The sequence below is a fragment of the Marinomonas sp. KMM3893 genome (genome assembly GCF_004352855.1).
In the GTDB taxonomy this organism is placed as follows: domain Bacteria; phylum Pseudomonadota; class Gammaproteobacteria; order Pseudomonadales; family Marinomonadaceae; genus Marinomonas; species Marinomonas arenicola.
Map to the genome: position 1 here is coordinate 280,552 of NZ_SJSC01000003.1, position 20,384 is coordinate 300,935.

General features: G+C 46.2%; 17 protein-coding genes. 11 read left to right on the top strand and 6 right to left on the bottom strand.

Annotated features, from left to right (window positions below; translation table 11 throughout):
* Window positions 1-27 precede the first annotated feature (27 nt).
* Both E0D71_RS09220 and E0D71_RS09225 read right to left on the bottom strand, forming a co-directional pair.
* Complete coding sequence (locus E0D71_RS09220) at window positions 28-1,512, bottom strand: NCS1 family nucleobase:cation symporter-1 (RefSeq protein WP_133003014.1); 1,485 nt, start codon at window positions 1,510-1,512, stop codon at window positions 28-30.
* An 80-nt stretch (window positions 1,513-1,592) separates the two neighbouring features.
* Window positions 1,593-2,837 carry a Zn-dependent hydrolase gene (locus E0D71_RS09225; RefSeq protein ID WP_133003015.1) on the bottom strand — a complete coding sequence of 415 codons (1,245 nt, stop codon included), beginning with the start codon at window positions 2,835-2,837 and terminating at the stop codon, window positions 1,593-1,595.
* 314 nt (window positions 2,838-3,151) lie between these two features.
* Between E0D71_RS09225 and E0D71_RS09230 the strand changes: the two genes are divergently transcribed.
* The 9 genes from E0D71_RS09230 to E0D71_RS09270 all read left to right on the top strand — a co-directional run bounded on the left by E0D71_RS09230 (window position 3,152) and on the right by E0D71_RS09270 (window position 11,760).
* A complete protein-coding gene (locus tag E0D71_RS09230; protein ID WP_133003016.1) occupies window positions 3,152-3,799 on the top strand; it encodes a TetR/AcrR family transcriptional regulator in 648 nt (215 codons plus the stop codon).
* A 256-nt stretch (window positions 3,800-4,055) separates the two neighbouring features.
* Window positions 4,056-5,198 (top strand): 7,8-didemethyl-8-hydroxy-5-deazariboflavin synthase CofG, encoded by a 1,143-nt coding sequence (gene cofG, locus E0D71_RS09235; protein ID WP_133003017.1) that lies wholly within the window; start codon window positions 4,056-4,058, stop codon window positions 5,196-5,198.
* Entirely contained in the window at window positions 5,195-6,409 is a 1,215-nt protein-coding gene (cofH, locus tag E0D71_RS09240) for a 5-amino-6-(D-ribitylamino)uracil--L-tyrosine 4-hydroxyphenyl transferase CofH (RefSeq protein ID WP_133003018.1), read from the top strand. The genes cofG and cofH overlap by 4 nt, the downstream gene beginning before the upstream one ends.
* Window positions 6,409-7,368: a 2-phospho-L-lactate transferase gene (gene cofD / locus E0D71_RS09245; RefSeq protein ID WP_133003019.1), complete on the top strand. Its 960-nt coding sequence runs from the start codon at window positions 6,409-6,411 to the stop codon at window positions 7,366-7,368. The genes cofH and cofD overlap by 1 nt, the downstream gene beginning before the upstream one ends.
* Entirely contained in the window at window positions 7,368-8,027 is a 660-nt protein-coding gene (gene cofC, locus E0D71_RS09250) for a 2-phospho-L-lactate guanylyltransferase (RefSeq protein ID WP_133003020.1), read from the top strand. Before cofD ends, cofC begins: the two co-directional genes overlap by 1 nt.
* Window positions 8,020-8,793: a coenzyme F420-0:L-glutamate ligase gene (cofE, locus tag E0D71_RS09255; RefSeq protein ID WP_133003021.1), complete on the top strand. Its 774-nt coding sequence runs from the start codon at window positions 8,020-8,022 to the stop codon at window positions 8,791-8,793. Before cofC ends, cofE begins: the two co-directional genes overlap by 8 nt.
* A gap of 57 nt (window positions 8,794-8,850) precedes the next feature.
* Window positions 8,851-9,543, top strand: a complete 693-nt coding sequence (npdG, locus tag E0D71_RS09260) for an NADPH-dependent F420 reductase (protein ID WP_133003022.1) — start codon at window positions 8,851-8,853, stop codon at window positions 9,541-9,543.
* A gap of 88 nt (window positions 9,544-9,631) precedes the next feature.
* Entirely contained in the window at window positions 9,632-10,639 is a 1,008-nt protein-coding gene (locus tag E0D71_RS09265) for a TIGR03842 family LLM class F420-dependent oxidoreductase (RefSeq protein ID WP_133003023.1), read from the top strand.
* A gap of 257 nt (window positions 10,640-10,896) precedes the next feature.
* Window positions 10,897-11,760, top strand: a complete 864-nt coding sequence (locus E0D71_RS09270; protein ID WP_133003024.1) for an oxaloacetate decarboxylase — start codon at window positions 10,897-10,899, stop codon at window positions 11,758-11,760.
* A gap of 155 nt (window positions 11,761-11,915) precedes the next feature.
* Here E0D71_RS09270 and E0D71_RS09275 read toward each other — a convergent pair whose 3' ends face one another.
* Both E0D71_RS09275 and dapA read right to left on the bottom strand, forming a co-directional pair.
* Entirely contained in the window at window positions 11,916-12,599 is a 684-nt protein-coding gene (locus E0D71_RS09275; RefSeq protein WP_133003025.1) for a mobilization protein, read from the bottom strand.
* Window positions 12,600-12,787: 188 nt separating this feature from the next.
* The gene (gene dapA / locus E0D71_RS09280; protein WP_133003026.1) at window positions 12,788-13,660 is read right to left on the bottom strand and encodes a 4-hydroxy-tetrahydrodipicolinate synthase; all 873 of its coding nucleotides are present in this window, start codon (window positions 13,658-13,660) and stop codon (window positions 12,788-12,790) included.
* A 348-nt stretch (window positions 13,661-14,008) separates the two neighbouring features.
* Between dapA and E0D71_RS09285 the strand changes: the two genes are divergently transcribed.
* Window positions 14,009-14,620: a LysE family translocator gene (locus tag E0D71_RS09285; protein ID WP_133003027.1), complete on the top strand. Its 612-nt coding sequence runs from the start codon at window positions 14,009-14,011 to the stop codon at window positions 14,618-14,620.
* Window positions 14,621-14,751: 131 nt separating this feature from the next.
* Here the strand turns inward: E0D71_RS09285 and E0D71_RS09290 are convergent, their stop codons facing one another.
* Complete coding sequence (locus tag E0D71_RS09290; protein ID WP_133003028.1) at window positions 14,752-17,367, bottom strand: cyclic nucleotide-binding domain-containing protein; 2,616 nt, start codon at window positions 17,365-17,367, stop codon at window positions 14,752-14,754.
* Between the two features lie 26 nt (window positions 17,368-17,393).
* Complete coding sequence (locus E0D71_RS09295; protein ID WP_133003029.1) at window positions 17,394-18,002, bottom strand: flavin reductase family protein; 609 nt, start codon at window positions 18,000-18,002, stop codon at window positions 17,394-17,396.
* 417 nt (window positions 18,003-18,419) lie between these two features.
* On the opposite strand from E0D71_RS09295, the gene E0D71_RS09300 reads away from it, so the two are divergent.
* Complete coding sequence (locus tag E0D71_RS09300; protein ID WP_133003030.1) at window positions 18,420-20,342, top strand: PrkA family serine protein kinase; 1,923 nt, start codon at window positions 18,420-18,422, stop codon at window positions 20,340-20,342.
* The last annotated feature ends 42 nt before the right edge of the window (window positions 20,343-20,384 follow it).

Here is a 20,384-nt window from a genome sequence, read left to right on the forward strand (position 1 = left end):
TATGACCAAAGAAATGTCAGATCCCCTTTAAGGCGATACGGCGTTTGTTTGGCTGACGGTAGAAAGTTGTGCTTTCGCGATAATGAAGTACACAATGGCGCCAGTGAAAGCACCGGTAAACCAACCGTAACTGTAGAACCAACCTAGAGCAGAGACATTCAGAGCAATCAAGGTGATCACCACAGGAACCGCAAAGGCGATCAAACCAGCACTGTTAAAGGCAGGGTACAGGCTGTTTGGGGTATACAGGGCGACAAGGTCAAGATGTTGACGCTTGATCAAGAAGTAATCGACAATCATGATGCCAGCAATAGGCCCCAGTAAGCTGGAGTAACCTAACAGCCAATTGGAGTACATGCTCTCGACACTGACGTCGGATTCTAACCAACCCATTTTTTTCAACAGTTCCCAACTCATTAAGGCAATGCCGACAAACCCTGTGAGCAATGCACCACGAGTATGATTGATGTATTTAGGCGCAATGTTTTGGAAATCGTTGGTAGGCGAGACAACGTTCGCCGCGGTATTGGTTGAGAGGGTAGCGATGATAATCAACACCATGGCGATGGCGACCCAGAAAGGGCTGTCGATCTTACCGATTAAAGAAATAGGATCAGAAATGGTTTCGCCAACTAAGGTAGAAGATGCCGCGGTTAACACAACGCCTAACGCCGCAAAGAAGAACATGGTGATCGGTAAACCAATGATTTGCCCAAGAACTTGATCTTTTTGCGATTTAGCATAGCGACTAAAGTCAGGAATATTGAGTGACAGAGTGGCCCAAAAACCTACCATGGCGGTTAAACCACCGAAGAAATAGCTCCAAAAGCTGGCGTCTTCAGGGCGTGAAGCAGGGGTGGCTAGGATTTCAGTAAAAGACACTTTGCCACCGGCCCAGACCATCAAGCCAATACTGACAATTAATAGCAGGGGAGCAGACAATGTTTCAAGCCATTTGATTGACTCGGCCCCGCGAATGACCACGTACATATTTAATGACCAAAAAATGAAGAAGCCAATGACTTCGCCGACCCCCCCTAAACTTGCCCAGCTAGACGACACGGCGGATAAGAATAGATGAATGGCAAGGCCACCAAACATGGTTTGAATGCCAAACCAGCCGCAGGCGACTAAGCCTCGAATCAAACAAGGAATGTTGGAGCCGACTATGCCAAAGGAAGAGCGCAGTAGCACCGGAAAGGGAATGCCAAATTTCGTACCTGGGTAAGCATTCAAGGTCAAAGGAACGAGCAGAACTATGTTCGCCACCAAGATGGTAAATAAGGCTTCCATGACGGATAAGCCAAAATACGCGGTGAGTACACCCCCAAGTGTATAAGTGGGCACACAGATCGCCATGCCCACCCATAAAGCGGTGATATTCCATTTGTTCCAGGTGCGTTCATGCACTTTAGTTGGGGCTAAGTCATCGTTATAGGCCGGGCTTTGCTTGAGGTCGCTATCGACCTCGAGTTCGTAAAACTCACCTTGCTGGACAGATTTGCTGGTCATGCTTCACCTCTTCTTTTGTGATTATCAGTGTTAGGTCATTGGGTCAAATTATGCGCTTCATTACGGGTTACATATGAGTGCTAAGCGTTATGTTGCTTGGCTATTCGTTCACTGGCTTCGAGCATGGTATGCAGCAATACGTTTGCTCCAGCGCCACATTCTTCTGGTGAGCTGTATTCTGCTTCGTTATGGCTGATGCCATTTAAGCAAGGTGTAAAGATCATTCCGGTAGGAACTAGGTCCGCCATGTAACACGCGTCATGGCCAGCCCCTGCGTAAATGTCCATATGACTGTAGCCGAGTTTTTCGGTGGCGGCTTTTACATCATCGGACGCATTAAATTCTACTGGGGCGAAATACCAGAAAGGGTCAATGTTGACGTCTAATTCGTGTTCACTGGCGATTTTTTCACAAAAGGCGAGCAACTCTTCATGCATTTTTAACAGTACGTCAGGACGAGGGTTGCGAAGGTCGGCGCTAAATTTTACGTTGCCAGGAATGGTGTTGCGCGAGTTTGGCCAGACTTGCATAAAGCCGACTGTGCCCAAACCATTTTCATGGCGATCGGCGATGGCATTCATTTCTGTCACTATGGCCGCCGCCGCTAGCATAGCGTCTTTACGAAGGTGCATTGGTGTGGTGCCAGAATGGGAAGGGCGTCCAACGACTTCAATGTTGTACCAGCGAATTCCTTGGCCAAGACGAACGATACCAATGGCTTTCTTTTCGTCTTCTAAAATAGGGCCTTGCTCTATGTGGGCTTCAAAAAAGGCCCCCATATTGCGGCTACCCAGCTCCATGTCTCCCAAGTAACCAATGCGTTCTAGTTCGTCACCTAGTCGAATGCCATTGACGTCGGTTTTGTTTAATTCGGTTTCAAGGTCAAAGCGGCCAACATAGGTACCTGAGCCTTGCATGGCAGGCTGAAAGCGGGAGCCTTCTTCGTTTGTCCAAACAGAGAACTCCATTGGCGTGGGTGTTTCAATGTTGTTTTCATGCAAGGTGCGCAGTACTTCAACACCAGAAAGGACACCAAAAACACCATCGAATTTACCACCGGTAGGCTGAGTATCAAGATGGCTGCCAGTGCCTACTGCAGGTAAGTCGTTGTTTTTTCCTGGTCGGCGCGCAAAAATATTACCGATTTTATCAATGTTCACTTCGCAGCCACAGGCCTTACACCAAGCCACAAAAAGATCACGTGATTGCTTATCTAAGTCGGTGCCAGCAAGCCGGTTACAGCCACCTTTCTCGGTGCCGCCTATTTCACCCATTTCCATTAAGGTGTCCCAAAGACGTTGCTCATTAATGCGTAGATCTTGCATACTTTTCTCCTAGGTATCGTATCTCTCTTTGAAATCATTCTTTTTACCAAAAGGTAAAAAAGTTATCGAAACAAAGTGAATCACATACTCTTTTTTATCGAAGAAAGAATATAATGATCCAGCGTTGAGTCGTGATTGGCAAAAAGTGTATTAGACTTTACAGAAAGCAATTAGCAGGCCAACTTTTAATATTAGCAATTAAAATGATATGATAATTCAAGTGATTTTCGATGCTACTTTAAAGGTAGAATGAAGTAAATAAGATTATAGATAGTTATTTTTATAAGTGTTGTCAAATAAGGTAGGGGTAAACTTTGATTGAGAAAAAGCCAAAATATACTAAGCAGTCGGTTAATAGAAAGATATTAGAGTCACGTATATTACGGTCGGCGGAAATTGTATTTGCGTCTAAAGGATTTAGCGGCGCCTCTATGGAACGCATTGCGGAAATATCTAAAATATCCAAGCAAAATCTTATTTATTACTTTCCAAACAAAGACTTACTATATAGAAAAGTACTAGAAGAGATTCTCGACATATGGATCGAAAAACTCTCCTTTCTTGAAAATCATGGGGATACCCCAGAAGAGGTGATCCGCAGCTACGTGCGAGAAAAAATGCAGATCTCACGCCTCTACCCCAATGGTTCCAAAGTCTTCGCCCATGAAATCATCAGTGGGGCTCCGGTATTAAAGGATTACTTAATAAGCCATCTTAAACCTCAGTTTGATCGCGATGTAGCATTGGTTAACTCATGGATAAATAAGGGATTAATTGAAAAAACTGACCCTGAACATTTGTTTTTTACCATTTGGGCCGCGACGCAAACTTATGCGGATTTTTCAACTCAGATTGAAGTTTTATTAGGGAAAAGTGATTTGACCGAACCCGACTTTGAACGAGCAGAGAAAGCCGTCACCGACTTTGTTGTGCGCGCTCTTGGTGCACATAATAAAAAATAGATTTATTAATTTAAGATTTTTTATTGTTTAAATGCAGTGTATCTCCCCTTAAGAATATAGATTAAAAAATAAAAACCTTTCCTATTCATGATCTTAACCGTTTAGTTAACTTTAAAGTTAACTAAACTTTAGTTTCGAGGTCGGTTATTGGTGCGTCTCTGCACTAAAAAAAACAATTTACTCTCTTTGATATTCTTGATATTAGTTTTTATACCAAATGGTAAAAAATAAATTTTAGGTTTGCCGGAGAGTGAATATGATTTCTGTTTCTGAAGCTATGTCTTATGAGTTTGTCACTGGACCAGACTTGTATTCGCTTTGCCAGCAAGCGGCTCAGCTACGCGATGCACACTGGGGCAAACAGCTTACCTATTCTAAAAAAGTTTTTATCCCACTAACGAATATGTGTCGTGATGCGTGCGGTTATTGCACCTTTGTGCAAGGCCCTGATTCACCTCATGCGAATTACATGACCCCATCTCAAGTGCTTAAAACGGCGTTTGAAGGGGAGCAACTAGATTGTAAGGAGGCCTTATTTAGCTTGGGAGAGCGACCGGAAGAGCGCCATCAAAAAGCCCGCGAGCTGCTGACGGCGTTAGGGTACGACAGCACATTAGCTTACCTGCATGACCAATGTGAAAATGTCTTGTCGAACACCTCGTTGTTGCCTCATGTGAACGCTGGCGCTTTGTCATACGACGAATTAAAGCACCTCAAGCCTGTGGCGGCGAGCATGGGGATGATGCTGGAAAATGTCTCCAACGATTTGCTTAAAAAAGGCCAAGCCCATTACTCGTGTCCGGATAAAACGCCGAAACGTCGGCTCGACACCATAGAGCAGGCGGGAAAACTGGACATCGCTTTTACCACAGGAATCTTGATTGGCATTGGGGAAACCTGGCAAGACCGGGTGAATAGCTTGATCGCCATTCGTGACCGTCACCTTTCTTATGGCCATATTCAAGAAGTCATTATCCAGAACTTTCGTGCCAAAGAAGGCACCACAATGGCGGGTTGCCAAGAACCCGACTTAGACGACATGAAACGCACCATCGCGATGGCGCGTCTTATTCTACCGGCTGAAATCAGCATTCAGGCACCACCTAACTTAGAGAGGGAATATGGCTGTTATGTCGGTGCGGGTATTAATGATTTTGGTGGCATTTCCCCTTTAACAAAAGACTTCATTAACCCAGAGCGTGCCTGGCCTCAGATCAGCAGTGTGGCGCAAGCGTGTGAAGGTTTGGGGTATTCCCTTGCTGAGCGATTGACCATTTACGAGCGTTTTTATCAGCAAAAAGAAGGCTATCTCACCACTCATTTGGCGCACAAAATCGCTCTGCTAACAGGGCAGGCTGCGCACTCTACCTATGTTCAGTCAGGAGGTGTTCCAGCATGAACCCAATACAGTCAACTTATCAAGGCCGCCGCGCGCCCGCTTTTTTTAGCCAAGCGGTTAGTGCGCCAGTACAACAGATTTTAGCCCAGTGTTTACAAGGTAATGAGCTATCGGTTGACGACGCTTGTGTGTTGTTTGCGACGCAAGGTGAAGAAGCGCAAGCGGTGTTAGATACCGCCGATCAAGTTCGCCAAAAAAGAGTCGGTAACACCGGAAGCTATGTTATTACACGCAATATTAACTTTACTAACGTGTGCTATATGGGTTGCCGATTTTGCAATTTTGCCAAAGAAAAAGGCGATCAAGACGCGGAATTTTTAACGGTTGAACAAGTGGCAGACAGGGCGGAAGAAGCGTGGGCTCGTGGTGCGACTGAGGTCTGTATTCAAGGCGGCTTGCACCCAGATATTGATGCGAATTATTACCGTGATCTTATTGTTGCGGTGAAAAAACGCGTGCCAGATATTCATATTCATGCCTTTTCACCTTTTGAAATTTGGTATGGCTGTAAGAAAGCTCGACTGGAGCCTGAGGCGTTTTTAAGCGAACTGAAAGCGCTGGGGCTGGGCACCATGCCAGGCACAGCCGCGGAGATTTTAGACACTGAAATTCGTAAACAATTGACCAAAAATAAGCTGACCACAGAAGAGTGGGTGCGCATTGTTAAAGCCGCTCATTCAGTGGGGGTGAGAACCACCTCAACGATCATGTATGGCCATGTGGATCAGCCGATCCATTGGGCTAACCATCTTGAATTGTTGCGTGATATTCAAAAGGAAACCGGTGGTTTTACGGAGTTTGTGCCATTGGGTTTTATCCATTATGAAACTCGCTTATATAACGATAACCCAGATGTCGTCCGCCCAGGTCCGACGCGGGATGAGCATTTTAAAATGCACGCTATTGCGCGCTTAATGCTGCAAGGTCACATCGATAATATTCAAGCCTCTTGGGTCAAAATGGGGCCGGATGTGGCGGCGAAAATGCTGCGTTCTGGGGCGAATGATTTGGGTGGCACCTTGATGAACGAGAGTATTTCTCGGGCGGCAGGGGCGACGCATGGGCAAGAAGTCATGCCTGAAGACATGGTGGCGAATATTCACTCGGCCGGTTTAGAGGCAGTACAACGCAATACCCTATATGAACCATTAGAAACCTTTGCATTAGACACCTCAGTGATTCGACGCATCCCCATTCAAGGAGTCGCTTAATGTCCGATTTGACCATTACTTTATTGGCTGGTGGTGTGGGGGGAGCAAAAGCGGCAGAGGGATTGGCTGCCAGTGTCTATGCCAGTACGACTCACATCATTGGCAATGTTGCAGACGATGACGCGTTTCATGGTTTATGGGTATCGCCAGACATAGATACATTACTGTATTCCTTAGGAGATCAGATCGACCGGGAGCGAGGCTGGGGCAGGAAAAACGAGTCCTATCAAGTATTAAACGAATTGAGTGCCCTTGGCCAAGAAGCCTGGATGACCCTTGGGGATTTGGATTTGGCCACTCATATTTACCGCACCGAATTACGCAAACAAGGGGTTCGAGCAAGCCACATTACTCAGCGTTTGGCGAAACGTCACGGTGTCACCATGCCGATTTTGTTGCCAACGGATGACGTGGTGCAAACTCAAGTAAAAACCGAATCGGGTTGGTTGTCGTTTCAAGAATATTTTGTACGTGAGCAATGCAAGCCTAAGGTGTTGGGGGTGGAATATAAGGGAGTAAACATCGCCAGAGCCACTTCGGAAGCCTTGTTTCAGATTGCTAAGAGCGATGTGATCGTGATCGCACCGAGTAACCCCATCGTTAGTATTGGTGCCATTTTGGCCACTCCGGGGCTCCAAGAAGCGATTGAAAAAAGCACCGCGTATGTGATTGCCATCTCCCCCTTGATCGCAGGTAAAACCGTTAAAGGGCCTGCGGATAAAATGCTGGAAAGCATGGGGAAAAGCACCGATTCAAAAGGCATTTATCAATGCTATGGCTCGTTATTGAATGCCATGGTGATCGATGATGCGGACCGCGATGAGTTGCCTTGGTTGCAGGATCAAGGTCTGGATGTCTTGGTGACGCCAACGCTGATGAAAACCCGCGACGATAAATGCGCGTTATTGACCAACACTGTGGCTTTTGCGGAACAACAACGTAAGCAGAGGGCAGCCTAATGAGCAAACTGTGTGTGGTTATTCCAATGAAACGCCCAGCCCATGCGAAACAGCGGTTAGCGGGCTGCTTGTCTCATCGCGAGCGTGAGCAGTTGGCGATCAGTATGTTCACGAATACCTTGATGTTTTTTCGTCGTCACTTTCCAGCGCTCAATATGATGGTGATTAGTGAGTCCGATGAGATGTTGTCGTTAGCCGCATCATATGGGGCAAACACCCTGCGTGAAGACGGCAAAAAAGGTCTGAATGGTGCGTTATCGCAAGCCTGCCAATGGGTGAAAAACGCCGGATTCAGCCATCAAATTATTATACCGAGCGACATCGCCTTATTGGATCAGGGGGAGTTTAGTGCCTTGTTGCAAGCAGCAAGGTGCCATCAAGTGGTTATCGCTAAGGCCAAAGACGGTGGCACCAATGCGTTGGCGACATCTCCGCCTGATGCCATTGCGTTTCGCTATGGCACAGAATCCGCCGCAAAACATGACGCTGAAGCTGGGTTACAGGGCCTCGCTTGTTGCCAGCTTTTATTACCGAATTTATCACAAGACATTGATCAAAGTGATGACCTCGAAAGGGCCATTGCTCAGCAGCCTCAGCGCTTTTCTGCGTGGCGTCGGGGAGCAGATACACCCTTTATAAAGGAGCGACGCTATGCCTGAGTCCATGACCATGTTTCGCCTTGAAGGCTTGCCTGATTTTCAGCAAGGGGATGACCTTGCGCAAGTCATTATCGACACCTTTCAGGCGCAACAAAAAGCCTTGGTGGCGGGGGATATTTTAGTGATCGCGCACAAAGTGGTCTCCAAAAGCGAAGGCGCTTGTGCCTATTTGGATCAGATCACACCAAGCGCAGACGCCATCGAGTTAGCTAAAACCGTCAATAAAGACCCTCGTAAAGTTGAGGTGATTTTATCTCAGTCAAAACGCATAGTGCGGGCGGTTAAACGTCCAGACCAGCAAGAAGGTGTGCTCATTGCAGAGCATAAAAATGGTTACATTTGCGCCAATGCGGCGGTGGATGAATCCAATGCGGACCACCCAGGACAATTGATTTTATTGCCTGAGAATCCCGATCGCAGCGCGCAATTATTGTGTCAGCGATTAGAAGCACATTTCCAATGCGATCTGGGCATTGTGATCAGCGACACCTTTGGACGACCTTGGCGTCTAGGTCAAACCAACGTGGCCATTGGTCTCGCTAATGTGCCTGGGGTGATGAAGATGGAAGGGGAAATGGACGCCTTTGGGCGCCCGCTTAGTGTGACAGCGCCGGCGTTTGCGGATGAGCTGGCCGCGGCCTCTGGTTTATTGATGGAAAAAAGTGCGAAAGCGCCGGTGATTGTGTTTCGTGGTCTTGATTGGCCAAAAACAGACAGTCAGAGCCGCGATCTTATCCGTGCACAAAATGAAGATCTTTTTAAATAAGTGAACGCTAAATGACTAGAACACCCATAAGAAACGCTGCATAAAAAGGGGAATAGAATGAGTAGAGAAAGCGAAAAAGTCGCCATTATCGGTGGCACTGGCCCACAAGGGAAAGGTCTCGCCTTGCGCCTTGCAATGGCAGGAACGAGCGTCGTATTAGGCTCTCGTGACGCACAAAAAGCGCACGCCTTGGCCGAAGAGCTGGTGGCTCAATTGGCTGAGCTTGGGGGGGATGCAGCCAGCATTACTGGCCTGTCTATGGAAGCGGCGACTCAAGCAGCAAGCAGCATGGTGATTTTGTCTGTGCCTTACAGTGCACACGATGCCACCTTGAATACACTCAAACCACGGCTAACAGGGAAAATTCTGGTGGACATAGTGGTGCCTTTGGCCCCTGGCAACCCGAAAGCCGTAGAAATGCCAGCCGCCGGTTCTGTCACTGAACATGCGCAAGCTCTATTGGGGGATTCGGTTCCTGTGGTGGGCGCCTTACACAATGTGTCGGCGATCACTCTGAACGATTTATCGCGTCCTATTAATTGCGATATTTTGGTTTGCGGTAATGACTTGGCGTCGAAAAAACAGGTTATGGCGCTGATCGATACCATGGGGACGAAAGCCTATAACGCCGGTTTGGCGGAAAGTGCTCGCTGCATCGAAGCAATTACGCCTATTTTGATTCGTTTGAATATCTCAAAAGAGGTGCCGTTTAGTCATGCCGGTATACGGATTTGCCCTCCACAACACTGAATGTATTGACTGACGTTAGACCCCGTTATTGAACGGTTTTAAACCATAAAAATATTAAAAGACATCACAAGCATAAGAGGAACTCAGCATGGAATTCGGTATTACCTTTAAAGGGTTTGTCAGCCCAGATCGAGCTCGAAATTTAGTCCGTCAAGCGGAAGCGGCCGGCTTTGATTACTGTTGGTTTTATGATTCACATATTTTGTGGCGTGAATCCTTTGTGGCGATGGCGATGTGCATGGAGCACACCAAAACCATGCGTTTTGGACCTTGCGTTACCAACCCAAATATTCGAGATTGGTCATTGTCTGCAAGTCTGTACGCAAGTTTGGCGCACCAAAGTAACGGTCGTTTCGACATTGGTCTAGGCCGTGGTGATTCGTCGATGCGGGTGATGGGGAAAAAACCGGCAACATTGGCGCGTCTTGCAGAATTCACCACCAAGGTAAAAGCCATGGTACGTGGAGAAGAGGTGGAATACGGCGAATGCCCAGAGCCAGTCAAATTACCTTGGGCAACTGGCTATGAACTACCGGTTTGGATTGGCGCATATGGGCCTAAAGCGCTGGCGACAGCGGGCGAGGTGGGTGACGGTTTGATCCTGCAAATTGGTGATCCTGATTTGGTAAAATGGTTCAAAGATCAAGCGATTAGTGCCGGAGAAAAAGCAGGCCGTGATATGTCGAATTTCAAAGTACAGGCGGCCGCGCCAGCCTACTTTGGCGACATAGATTATTGCATTGAACACACGAAATGGTTTCCTGCGATGGTGGGTAACCATGTGGCTGATATTGTCGAAAAATACGGTAATGACTCTGGATTAGTACCGAAGAGTTTAACGGATTACATTGAAAAACGTCGTGGTTACGATTATTCAAAACACGGCCAGAGTGATAATCCTTTCTTGGATTTCATTACCGAAGACATTGTGAAAAGTTTTTGTGTACTGGGCACAGTGGATGATCATATCGCACGGGTCAAAGCGCTAGAAGAAGCCGGCACCACGCAGTTTAATATCTATTTAGACAGTGGTGATGAAGAAGAGATCATCGCCCAGTATGGTCGTCATATTATTCCTCAGTTTAAAGCCATGTAATGGCATTGAGTGGATACTAAGCAATACCATGGCCGACGTTTACGTCGGCTTTTTTGTGGATATAAATATTATCCCCCATTCTTTACAGAGTCCTGATAATCCGTGCTCACAGCGTATACTATACACGCTCGTTATAGTAATCATTTAGTTACAAAACATAACCAATTGGTTGGTTACTGATGAAGCTTATTCCTAAGACGAGTATAATCTCGCCAAATTAGTCATATGTAATTTAGTGACATTTCAGGAGTAAATACATGGCAACACCTTCCCAGCACGATCTACGAAATGACTTTCGTGCCTTATTAGCAAGCAATAAATGTTACTACACAGCGTCTACTTTCGATCCTATGTCGGCACGCATTGCCGCGGATCTTGGTTTTGAAGTTGGTATTCTTGGCGGTTCTGTTGCGTCACTTCAAGTATTGGCCGCGCCCGATTTTGCCTTGATCACTTTGAGTGAATTCACTGAACAAGCAACTCGTATTGGTCGTGTTGCCCGTTTGCCTATTATTGCTGATGCAGATCATGGCTACGGGAATGCTTTGAATGTCATTCGTACCATCACCGAACTAGAGCGAGCGGGTGTTGCTGCGTTGACGATTGAAGACACACTTTTGCCTGCCAAATACGGTCATAAATCAACGGATTTAATTCCGCTAGAAGAGGCGGTAGGCAAATTGAAAGCCGCATTGGATGCGCGTATTGATCCTGCGATGAGCATCATTGCTCGTACGAATGCCGGCCAACTAACCATCGAAGAAACCATCACGCGTGTGACGGCGTATCAAGCGGTTGGGGTTGATGGTATTTGTATGGTCGGTATTCGTGACTTTGATCATCTTGAGCAAATCACTCAACATTTGACCATTCCTGTTATGTTGGTGTCTTACGACAACCCAGAGCTACGCGATCGTGAACGTCTTGCTGCCAATGGTGTGCGCATTATTGTTAATGGTCATGCCGCGTATTTTGCCGCGATCAAGGCGACGTACGACTGCTTGCGTGAGCAAAGAGGCATTGCCGAAGGCACGCTAAACGCTTCAGAATTGTCGACGCGTTACTCAACGCTAGAAGAAAACCGTGTGTGGGCAAACAAATACATGGACGTGCAGGAATAATCTTGCCCAGACAAGGGCATGTTTTTAGAGACTGAATAGCGAGCAACGGCATCTTGTAGCAGACGAAGTGCAGGGTTCGCTAGAGTTAGAAAAGCCAAGATTCGCGAGAGTGGATCTTGGCTTTTTATGGCTTATTGAAAAGAGAGCGCTTTGAATTAGCCTATTTTATCGAGTTCTTCATAGACTTTGCGCAGCCAGACTTTCATTCGCTGACGCTCTGCGATATTCATAATACTTCGGTCATTGGCCACTGACCAAAAGCTGCTGCTATTAAAGTCTATTTTCTGCGTTAATTTGGTTTGAAGTTTAGCGAGTTCCAGAATTAAGGCATCGCGTTCGATGGCTTGCTTGTAGGTGTCTGATTTTTGAAAGCGAGAGAAGTCACTGCCACGACCAAAGTTTTGCACCACGACAAAATCAACCGAAGGTTGTTGATAGCGGGTTAATAATTGCTCAAGCAGGGCGACTGAATCCGCGCCATCGTCCATTACGTGCCACAAACACACCTGATAACCCATTTCATCCAACAGCCCAAAGACATCTGTTTCTTCGATCCAAACGCCAAGCGGTTGAGCGGCTTGGGCGGCCAAATCAATAATGAGGTCACGATCTGGGTATTCTTCAATGGCCGCTAACATGCCATCTAGGCTGTCTTCTTCACCAATGATAATAGGGGAGGAGAAATCTTGATAAAACCGCGAGAAAGTCGCGTGGGAAGAGTCGCAATCAAAGCCGAGAAACGGCCGTTCATTATCAATGTAATACTGGGCTAACACGCGCGCGGTCATGGATTTGCCAACGCCGCCTTTTTCACCACCAACAAAATGTACTTTAGACATTCAACTCTCCTTGCAATGCATCATGTAAACGAAATACTAGCCGTTCAGTCCCTTGGGGAAATCCCCTGTTTCCTCTGCAGATACTTTATCAATATTTTATGGTGAAAAATGATTTTTTTGATAATAAAAAAGCCAGCCTGGTCACAGGCTGGCTTATGCAGTGAGATTGTTGCCTTAAGAGCGTTGGATTAGATCAACTCTAGATCAAGCATAGCTTGGCGAATGCTGGCTTTGCTGCTGTCTTGCAGTGGCACAATGGGTAAGCGACATTCTTCAGAACACAGACCAAGCAATGACATGGCGTATTTAGCGCCCGCTGGGTTAGGTTCAATAAACAGAGCGCTGTGCAAGTTAAACAGCTTGTCTTGCAGTTGAGCCGCTTCGCTGAATCTGTTTTCGCGACATAAACGTTGTAATTCAACAACTTGCTTCGGTGCTACGTTGGAAGAAACGGAAATACAACCGTTACCACCGCCCACGTTATACGCCACTGTCGTCACATCATCACCGCTTAAAAAGCAAAAAGGCTTATTGACTAAAGCGCGTTCACGGATGGGGCGTGTTAGGTCACCGGTCGCATCTTTGACACCAATAATGCGTGGTAATTCTGCTAAACGAACTAAGGTGCTGACTTCAAGACCAACAACAGAGCGCGGAGGAATGTTATAAAGCACGATAGGCAGTTTGCTGTTGTCATGGACGTATTTGAAATGTTCGTACAAACCCGTTTGATTCGGGCGGTTATAGTAACCTGCCACATGTAAGGTGGCATCGGCGCCTGCTTGGTAGGCAAACTCAGAATAGTTGACGGCTTCGACTGGGTTGTTCGATCCAGCACCCGCTAATACTGGGACGGCTTTATTGGTTTCTTCTACGGTAATTTCGATGACGCGCTTATGTTCGTGTTCGCTTAGAGTAGGGGACTCGCCAGTCGTACCAACAGGAACCAGTCCGTCGATGCCTTGGTCTATTTGCCAGCGGACAATGTTACGCAGAGCGTCTTCATCTAATTGACCATCACGAAAAGGAGTAATTAAAGCGGTTATTGCACCGTGGAACATACTGTTGCCTCATTAATAGTAGGTAAGCATGTCGCTGAAGAGAAAGTGAACCCGTCAGCGAGAAATGCTGCCGGGGAATTTTTTATCTTACATCCACACGTCAGCGTTGCAGGGCTTCTTAGCCTTACGTTTATCGCCGTTGTGTTTTGATAAGATGACATTAAGCATAGTGTTTATTAGTAAATCTATTCTGTAAGTTGATGGTTATCATGCTGCCGTTTTTGTCTTAGAAGGTCAAGACTCCGTGCTTAATTATCTAGGATTTAGAGGTGAATACGGGCAAAATAATCCGCCTGTGTATTTTCGTTTTCTGTCACAACCCTAAAAGTTAATAATAAGAGTGTTCAAATGGATTTAGCAACTTGGCTATCGTTAGCCGCAATTTGTACTATGGGGGCGATTTCGCCTGGCCCAAGTTTGGCCGTGATACTAAGAGTGACATTATCTCAAGCGCCTTTGCATGGTGTGGTCGCGGCAATCACTCATGGCCTCGGCGTTGGTTTTTGGGCCTTGCTGACGATGCAAGGTTTGGCGGTGCTGGTAACGGCACACCCCACTGCGTTTCATATTTTGTCTGTGATTGGCGGCTTGTATTTGGCCTGGTTAGGGATTAAATCCATTCGCTACGCTGGCAAAAGTGGCGACATAGACGCCACTGGGGTGAAGTCTTCCTATTGGGAATCGGCGCGAGATGGTTTTTTCATGGCGCTCATGAACCCCAAAGCCGGGTTGTTTTTTCTGGCGCTGTTTAGTCAATACATTCAGGCTGATATGGACGCCTTAGTGCAGTTTCAATTATGGGCAACCGTGGTGCTCATCGATGGTGGCTGGTATGTCTTAGTGGCGTTGCTGCTTGCTGGTGGGCCAGTGCTTCTATGGTTGCGCCGTCATCAGGTATGGGTCGATAGAGTCATGGGGTGCTTGCTGATTTTATTGGCGTTGAAAGTCATTATTGGATGATAGCGAATTGCTGCATCAAGCGGTGGGCGTCAATCGCTAATAGTCGCCATAAGAAAGGGGCGCTCAGTGAACAACACTGGGCGCCCCTTTTTTGATGGTCTCTTTATCTTTGGAAATTTATCCTTGGAAATTTATCCTTGGAAAATAAATGCCTGCTCTTTGTTTAGGTGTTTTGTCCAGATGTCATACGCTTTGCTATTGATGTGCAATTTGTCCCCTTCAAAGCAGTTCTCTTTAATCTCTCCCTCTTGATCCAGCAAGGTAGAGAATAGGTCGAGGTAGCGAGTATTGGGTCGTGTGATCGCCAAGCGCTCCAGCTGTGAGTTGGCTTTTTCTATGGTGTCACGCATCGCGCGGCGTGCAGGACTGCACTTGATGCTTAGCAAGGTTACGGGGATGCCGGGCAGGTAACGGTCGATTTTTTGCAGTAAATCGATGTAAAGCTCAGTTACCTTGTTGCTATCACAATGATTTCCTATGTCATTGTCACCTGCGTAAATCACCATAGAGCGTGGATTATGAGGCAAAATGATGCGCTCAAAATAGTACACACAGGCTTCTAAGGTGGCGCCGCTAAAGCCTAGATTAATGGTGTCCTTAGGGTGGAAATGTTCATCAAAATCGTGCCAGAGACGAATGGTCGATGAGCCATAAAAGGCGACAGGGCGATCTTTGTAATCCTGATGCGCAGTACGGAATTCTAGTTCTCGTACATCAGACTCAAACTCCACATCCAACTGGTTTAGACTCATTACATTGGAGCGATAACCAGAGCGTCCACTGAGAATCGGGTATTGGCGGATCTCTCTTGATAGCTCGACCGCTTCATTCACGTAACCACGGTATTCTTCTTGGTATTCTGCTAAAAAGGCGTCCAGCGCTTTAGGGTCTTGGGTGTCAACTCGGTCGGACAATTTAAACGCCGGTTTGATGATCACGGTGTAAATGTTGTGATCCGCACGACGGTCAAAGTTGGCAACCACGAGAGGCACTATCCAAGGTTCGTCTGCCCCCATCGATTTCGCCAGCTCAAAAGCGTGCGGTAAAAAGGTACCAGGTGATTGGTGCGTGCCATAACTCTTGCCTTCTGGAGAGATCATTAGCGGGTAGTTTTTACGTAAGGTGTCTTGAGACTGCTCAATAAACTGCTGGTATTCAGGAGTGTCCTTACTCAGCGTTTCCCAGCTATCGACAAAGACATTATCAAAGCGCTCATAATAATCGTCACGCCAGAATTCATTCTCCCCACTGCGACGCACAATCCGTTGCCCTGAAATGCCATATTCTTTATCTATGATCATGGCGCTAATAAATTGGGCGTCGATAGAGAAGCGGAAACCGTTGGGTAAGCGGTTGGTTGGCGAGCCTAATAAATGATTATAAATAAACAGGCTGCCTGCTTTTTTAGGCAGGTTTTCTAAGCCCTTAATCACATAAGGCACTTGCTGAAAAGCTTGCTTGAATTGCTCTGTTCCAAATCGTCTGACATCCAGTGCTGGGGTGTCTTTTGGCAAGCTATTGATGTTGTCGTAGGCTTTTTGCAAATGACGATAAAAGGCATTCTCACGTTGTAGGTCTTTGAGAATGTCTAAGCACATGCCAGCAATGGTTCTTTCTAGGACGCTGCCAAAATGCAGACATTTGTACAAGACGCCAAACGCAGAGGCGGTGGTGATGGCGCTTTTTAACAATTCACTGACTTTATAAAGAGGCGAGCTCACCGGTAGAACCGCGGCGTTTTGTTCGATGACATTGCTTACGGCAAGGGCTTCATCGTTGGCAATTTGAGACAAATAACGCATGCGGGCGGCCAGTAAATGAGTGCCGACCAACCAGATTAAACGGTGTAGGTATTTCACCGACAGTTTTGGCATGGTGTCAAAAAGAGACAATAGCTTGTCTTTCGGGATAAACAGAATACTGCTATCACGAGAGGAAATAATAGAGGTGCGGTTTTTTAGTTCATCACCTGGGGTACACCAAGCCAGTAGCGTGCCTGCGCGTGCAATAGAACGAGTGGTAATGATGTCGCCATTGTCTGTTTGGTAGCTAATGACCGCTTTACCCTTGATTAGGAAATACAAACCGTCAGTGTATTGGTCCTGTTGGCAAATAATATCGCCTTGGTGAGCCAACAAAATCGACGCCTGTTTGGCCAGAGCGTGAATTTCTGCTTGGGTAAAGGTTTCACAAAAAGGGGCGTAATTTAGCAGCGCTGTCGACTCTTTCAGCGATTGCGTCTGTTGGTCTGGGTTAACAAAAGGCCGTGTTTCTTCAAACGCCAACGATTCATTGGAAAAGAAAGGGCGTGTTTGGTTATGTATGCTGGTGAGGACTGGTAGTGATTGTTCGTAGATAAAGCGTAAGAAAATATTCGCGAAGTCGAGGTCGCTGTCTAATATTTTTTGCAATGCCACAATAGGCAGTGCCAGCACGGCAGAGGATTTGGTCGCCTGGAAGGTGGTGGCATAGCGCGAAGGATGGCGAAAAGCAGACCATCCAATGGGCGTGTATTTGGTGCTCAGCAAACCGACATTATAGGATTTACCCTGTTCTTTTAGAGGGATGGAAATGGCGATTTCCCCATCCAATAAAAAATACAAAGAGTGACCAATTTCAAACTGCTTGGCCAATAATTCGCCTGAGTTAAGGGTTTTTATGCTGGCAATATCAAGCAATGAGGCGTGCAGTTCTTTGCTGGTGTCGGCCATAAAAGGCATGGCTTGTATTTGTTCGGTGATGTCCATCGTTATTACCTCGGTTCTTTTTGCGCTTATTCAGGGCGTTTGATCGTCAGTGTTTGACCAATGAGTGCGTAATCGTTTCCACCAAGACGGCTTAACGGATTGAGTTGGGCGTTGTTGATAATGTTGCGCCCGTTTTCTTGTTTCAGAATGTCGTCATCGACATGTAAGCTTAAAATTTCCAAATAACAGGCGTTAAATGATGATGTGCCTATCGGGTGCATTTCATAGAGACGACAGTGCATGGCGACTTTTGCCCCTGCAATACGAGGCAAGTGTGGTGTGAAGTCGACCAGTGTCAATCCGCCATCGTCTAATTCTGATTCGCCGTAGGCTAAGGTCGCGGCACTACGATTAACGGCTTCAATTTGCTCGCCACTTGGAATATGCAAAACGCATTCCTGCTCTCGAATTAGGTTGTGCTTAGTGTCTTTTTGAAGATCGGCTGTTTTGTTACCGATAGAAACAACAAGAAGCGCAGGATCGGGAGAAATGGCAGAAAAGAAAGAAAAAGGAGCAAGATTATAAGACTGATTTTCATTGCGTGTCATGATCCAAGCTATGGGTCTTGGGGTCACGGTTTGGGTGATCAAGTGATAGCGGTCAGTGCCACTGAGTTGATCAAATTGAAACAGCATAAACCTTCCTAATCAAATCAAAAATCGATACTGGTTAAATTACTACAAGTGTTGAGGCGTTGTGAATGCTTGATTGGAAACTTGTGCGAATTACTTGCCATTGGCGTGATCTCAAAGCGCAATGGTAAGGAAAACAGACGATTTAAGATTGAAATATGAATTTTGTTATTTTTAATGTTTTGTTTGAGCGTATTTTGAGCGATTGAAAGCGCTTAATTTTCATACACTTATTTGTCTAATATCTTGTTTTGGTAAGGATATTATGAAATGAGACTTTGCATTAAAAGCCTTGAGTACGGCTGAGACTATGCTAAACCTAATACATATACCCAGTTTCTTTCTGCCGGAAAATTTAGGTAACGCCCGTGAGTTTAACGGCAATAACCTTGCTACAACTTACCCTGAGAGGATGCTGTAATGAGTATTTTTGACCATATCCAATCTCGCTATGACGCTCAAAAAGAAGAAGAAATGTCTCTTTCTGAGTACCTCACTTTATGCAAACAGGATTCGTCCGCTTTTGCTTCTTCGGCTGAGCGCCTTTTAATGGCCATTGGTGAACCTGAGGTGATTGATACATCCCGCGATACGCGGATGAGTCGAATCTTTTCCAATAAATTGATCAAGCGATACCCATCATTCGAGCATTTCTATGGCATGGAAGAAGCCATTGAACGAATTGTGGCTTTCTTAACTCATGCCGCTCAAGGCCTGGAAGAATCGAAACAGGTTTTGTATCTCTTAGGGCCTGTGGGGGGCGGTAAATCTTCTCTCGCGGAAAAATTAAAAGAACTCATGCAGACAGTGCCGTTTTACGCCATCAAAGGCTCCCCGGTGTTTGAATCGCCGTTGGCCTTGTTTGACGTCAATGAAGACGGTGACATTCTTCAAGAAGAATACGGCATTCCAAAACGCTACCTAAAAAACGCCATGTCTCCTTGGGCGACGAAGCGGCTAAAAGAATTCAACGGCAATATTGAAGAGTTCAAAGTGGTGAAAATTTACCCTTCTGCGCTCAATCAAATCGCTATCTCGAAAACCGAGCCTGGGGATGAAAACAACCAAGATATTTCGGCCTTGGTCGGTAAGGTCGACATTCGTAAATTGGAATATTTCGAACAAAATGACGCTGATGCTTACAGCTATTCAGGCGGATTGTGTCGCGGTAACCGCGGCATTATGGAATTCGTGGAAATGTTTAAAGCGCCAATTAAAGTCCTTCACCCTTTGTTAACCGCGACGCAAGAGGGTAACTATAACGGCACCGAAGGTTTGGGGGGGATCCCTTTTGATGGTTTGATTCTCGCTCACTCGAATGAGTCTGAGTGGCAAACCTTTAAGAACAACAAAACCAATGAGGCGTTTATTGATCGGGTGTACACGGTTAAGGTGCCTTACTGTACTCGAGTAACGGAAGAGATGCACATCTACCAGAAATTGCTGGAACACAGCTCGCTGCATCATTCTCCTTGTGCGCCAGATACGCTCAAAATGCTGGCACAGTTCTCTGTGTTGTCCCGCCTAAAAGAGCCTGAGAATTCCAGTCTTTTTTCGAAAATGCGCATTTACGATGGGGAGTCTTTGAAAGACGTCGACCCTAAAGCGAAATCCTTACAAGAGTACAAAGACGCCGCAGGGGTGAATGAAGGCATGGATGGGTTATCGACGCGGTTTGCGTTCAAGATTCTCTCACGAGTGTTTAACTTTGACCCGACGGAAGTGGCGGCTAACCCTGTGCACTTAATGTATGTGCTAGAGCAACAAATTGAGCAAGAGCAATTCGATCAGGATCGTCACGATCGTTATCTACGAGCTTTGAAAGAATACCTTGCCCCTCGTTATGTGGAGTTTATTGGTAAAGAGATTCAGACCGCTTATTTGGAATCTTACTCAGAATACGGTCAAAACATCTTCGATCGTTATGTGATTTATGCGGACTTTTGGATTCAAGATCAAGAATACCGAGACCCTGAAACCGGCGATATTTTGGATCGTTCGTCTATCAATGACGAGCTGGAAAAAATCGAAAAACCCGCGGGCATCAGTAACCCTAAAGACTTCCGAAATGAAGTGGTGAACTTTGTGCTTCGAGCCAAAGCCAACAACAATGGCAAAAACCCAAGCTGGTTAAGTTATGAAAAACTCAGAGTCGTGATTGAACGTAAAATGTTTTCTAACACGGAAGACCTATTACCGGTTATTTCATTCAGTGCGAAATCGTCTAGTGAAGACAAAAACAAACACAATGAGTTTGTTAAGCGCATGGTAGAGCGCGGCTACACCGAAAAACAAGTTCGCTTATTGTCTGAGTGGTACTTACGCGTCCGTAAATCTCAATAGAGAATCATATTGATGTCGTACCAACGAAGAGGCGGGTGGTGT

Bases quoted from the DNA above. Each gene is read 5' to 3' on its own strand.
- E0D71_RS09290 (WP_133003028.1), bottom strand. From the start codon at position 17,367: ATGGACATCACCGAACAAATACAAGCCATGCCTTTTATGGCCGACACC.
- cofD (WP_133003019.1), top strand. From the start codon at position 6,409: ATGTCCGATTTGACCATTACTTTATTGGCTGGTGGTGTGGGGGGAGCA.
- E0D71_RS09270 (WP_133003024.1), top strand. From the start codon at position 10,897: ATGGCAACACCTTCCCAGCACGATCTACGAAATGACTTTCGTGCCTTA.
- cofE (WP_133003021.1), top strand. From the start codon at position 8,020: ATGCCTGAGTCCATGACCATGTTTCGCCTTGAAGGCTTGCCTGATTTT.
- E0D71_RS09220 (WP_133003014.1), bottom strand. From the start codon at position 1,512: ATGACCAGCAAATCTGTCCAGCAAGGTGAGTTTTACGAACTCGAGGTC.
- E0D71_RS09300 (WP_133003030.1), top strand. From the start codon at position 18,420: ATGAGTATTTTTGACCATATCCAATCTCGCTATGACGCTCAAAAAGAA.
- cofH (WP_133003018.1), top strand. From the start codon at position 5,195: ATGAACCCAATACAGTCAACTTATCAAGGCCGCCGCGCGCCCGCTTTT.
- E0D71_RS09265 (WP_133003023.1), top strand. From the start codon at position 9,632: ATGGAATTCGGTATTACCTTTAAAGGGTTTGTCAGCCCAGATCGAGCT.
- cofC (WP_133003020.1), top strand. From the start codon at position 7,368: ATGAGCAAACTGTGTGTGGTTATTCCAATGAAACGCCCAGCCCATGCG.
- E0D71_RS09285 (WP_133003027.1), top strand. From the start codon at position 14,009: ATGGATTTAGCAACTTGGCTATCGTTAGCCGCAATTTGTACTATGGGG.
- cofG (WP_133003017.1), top strand. From the start codon at position 4,056: ATGATTTCTGTTTCTGAAGCTATGTCTTATGAGTTTGTCACTGGACCA.
- npdG (WP_133003022.1), top strand. From the start codon at position 8,851: ATGAGTAGAGAAAGCGAAAAAGTCGCCATTATCGGTGGCACTGGCCCA.
- E0D71_RS09295 (WP_133003029.1), bottom strand. From the start codon at position 18,002: ATGCTGTTTCAATTTGATCAACTCAGTGGCACTGACCGCTATCACTTG.
- E0D71_RS09225 (WP_133003015.1), bottom strand. From the start codon at position 2,837: ATGCAAGATCTACGCATTAATGAGCAACGTCTTTGGGACACCTTAATG.
- E0D71_RS09275 (WP_133003025.1), bottom strand. From the start codon at position 12,599: ATGTCTAAAGTACATTTTGTTGGTGGTGAAAAAGGCGGCGTTGGCAAA.
- dapA (WP_133003026.1), bottom strand. From the start codon at position 13,660: ATGTTCCACGGTGCAATAACCGCTTTAATTACTCCTTTTCGTGATGGT.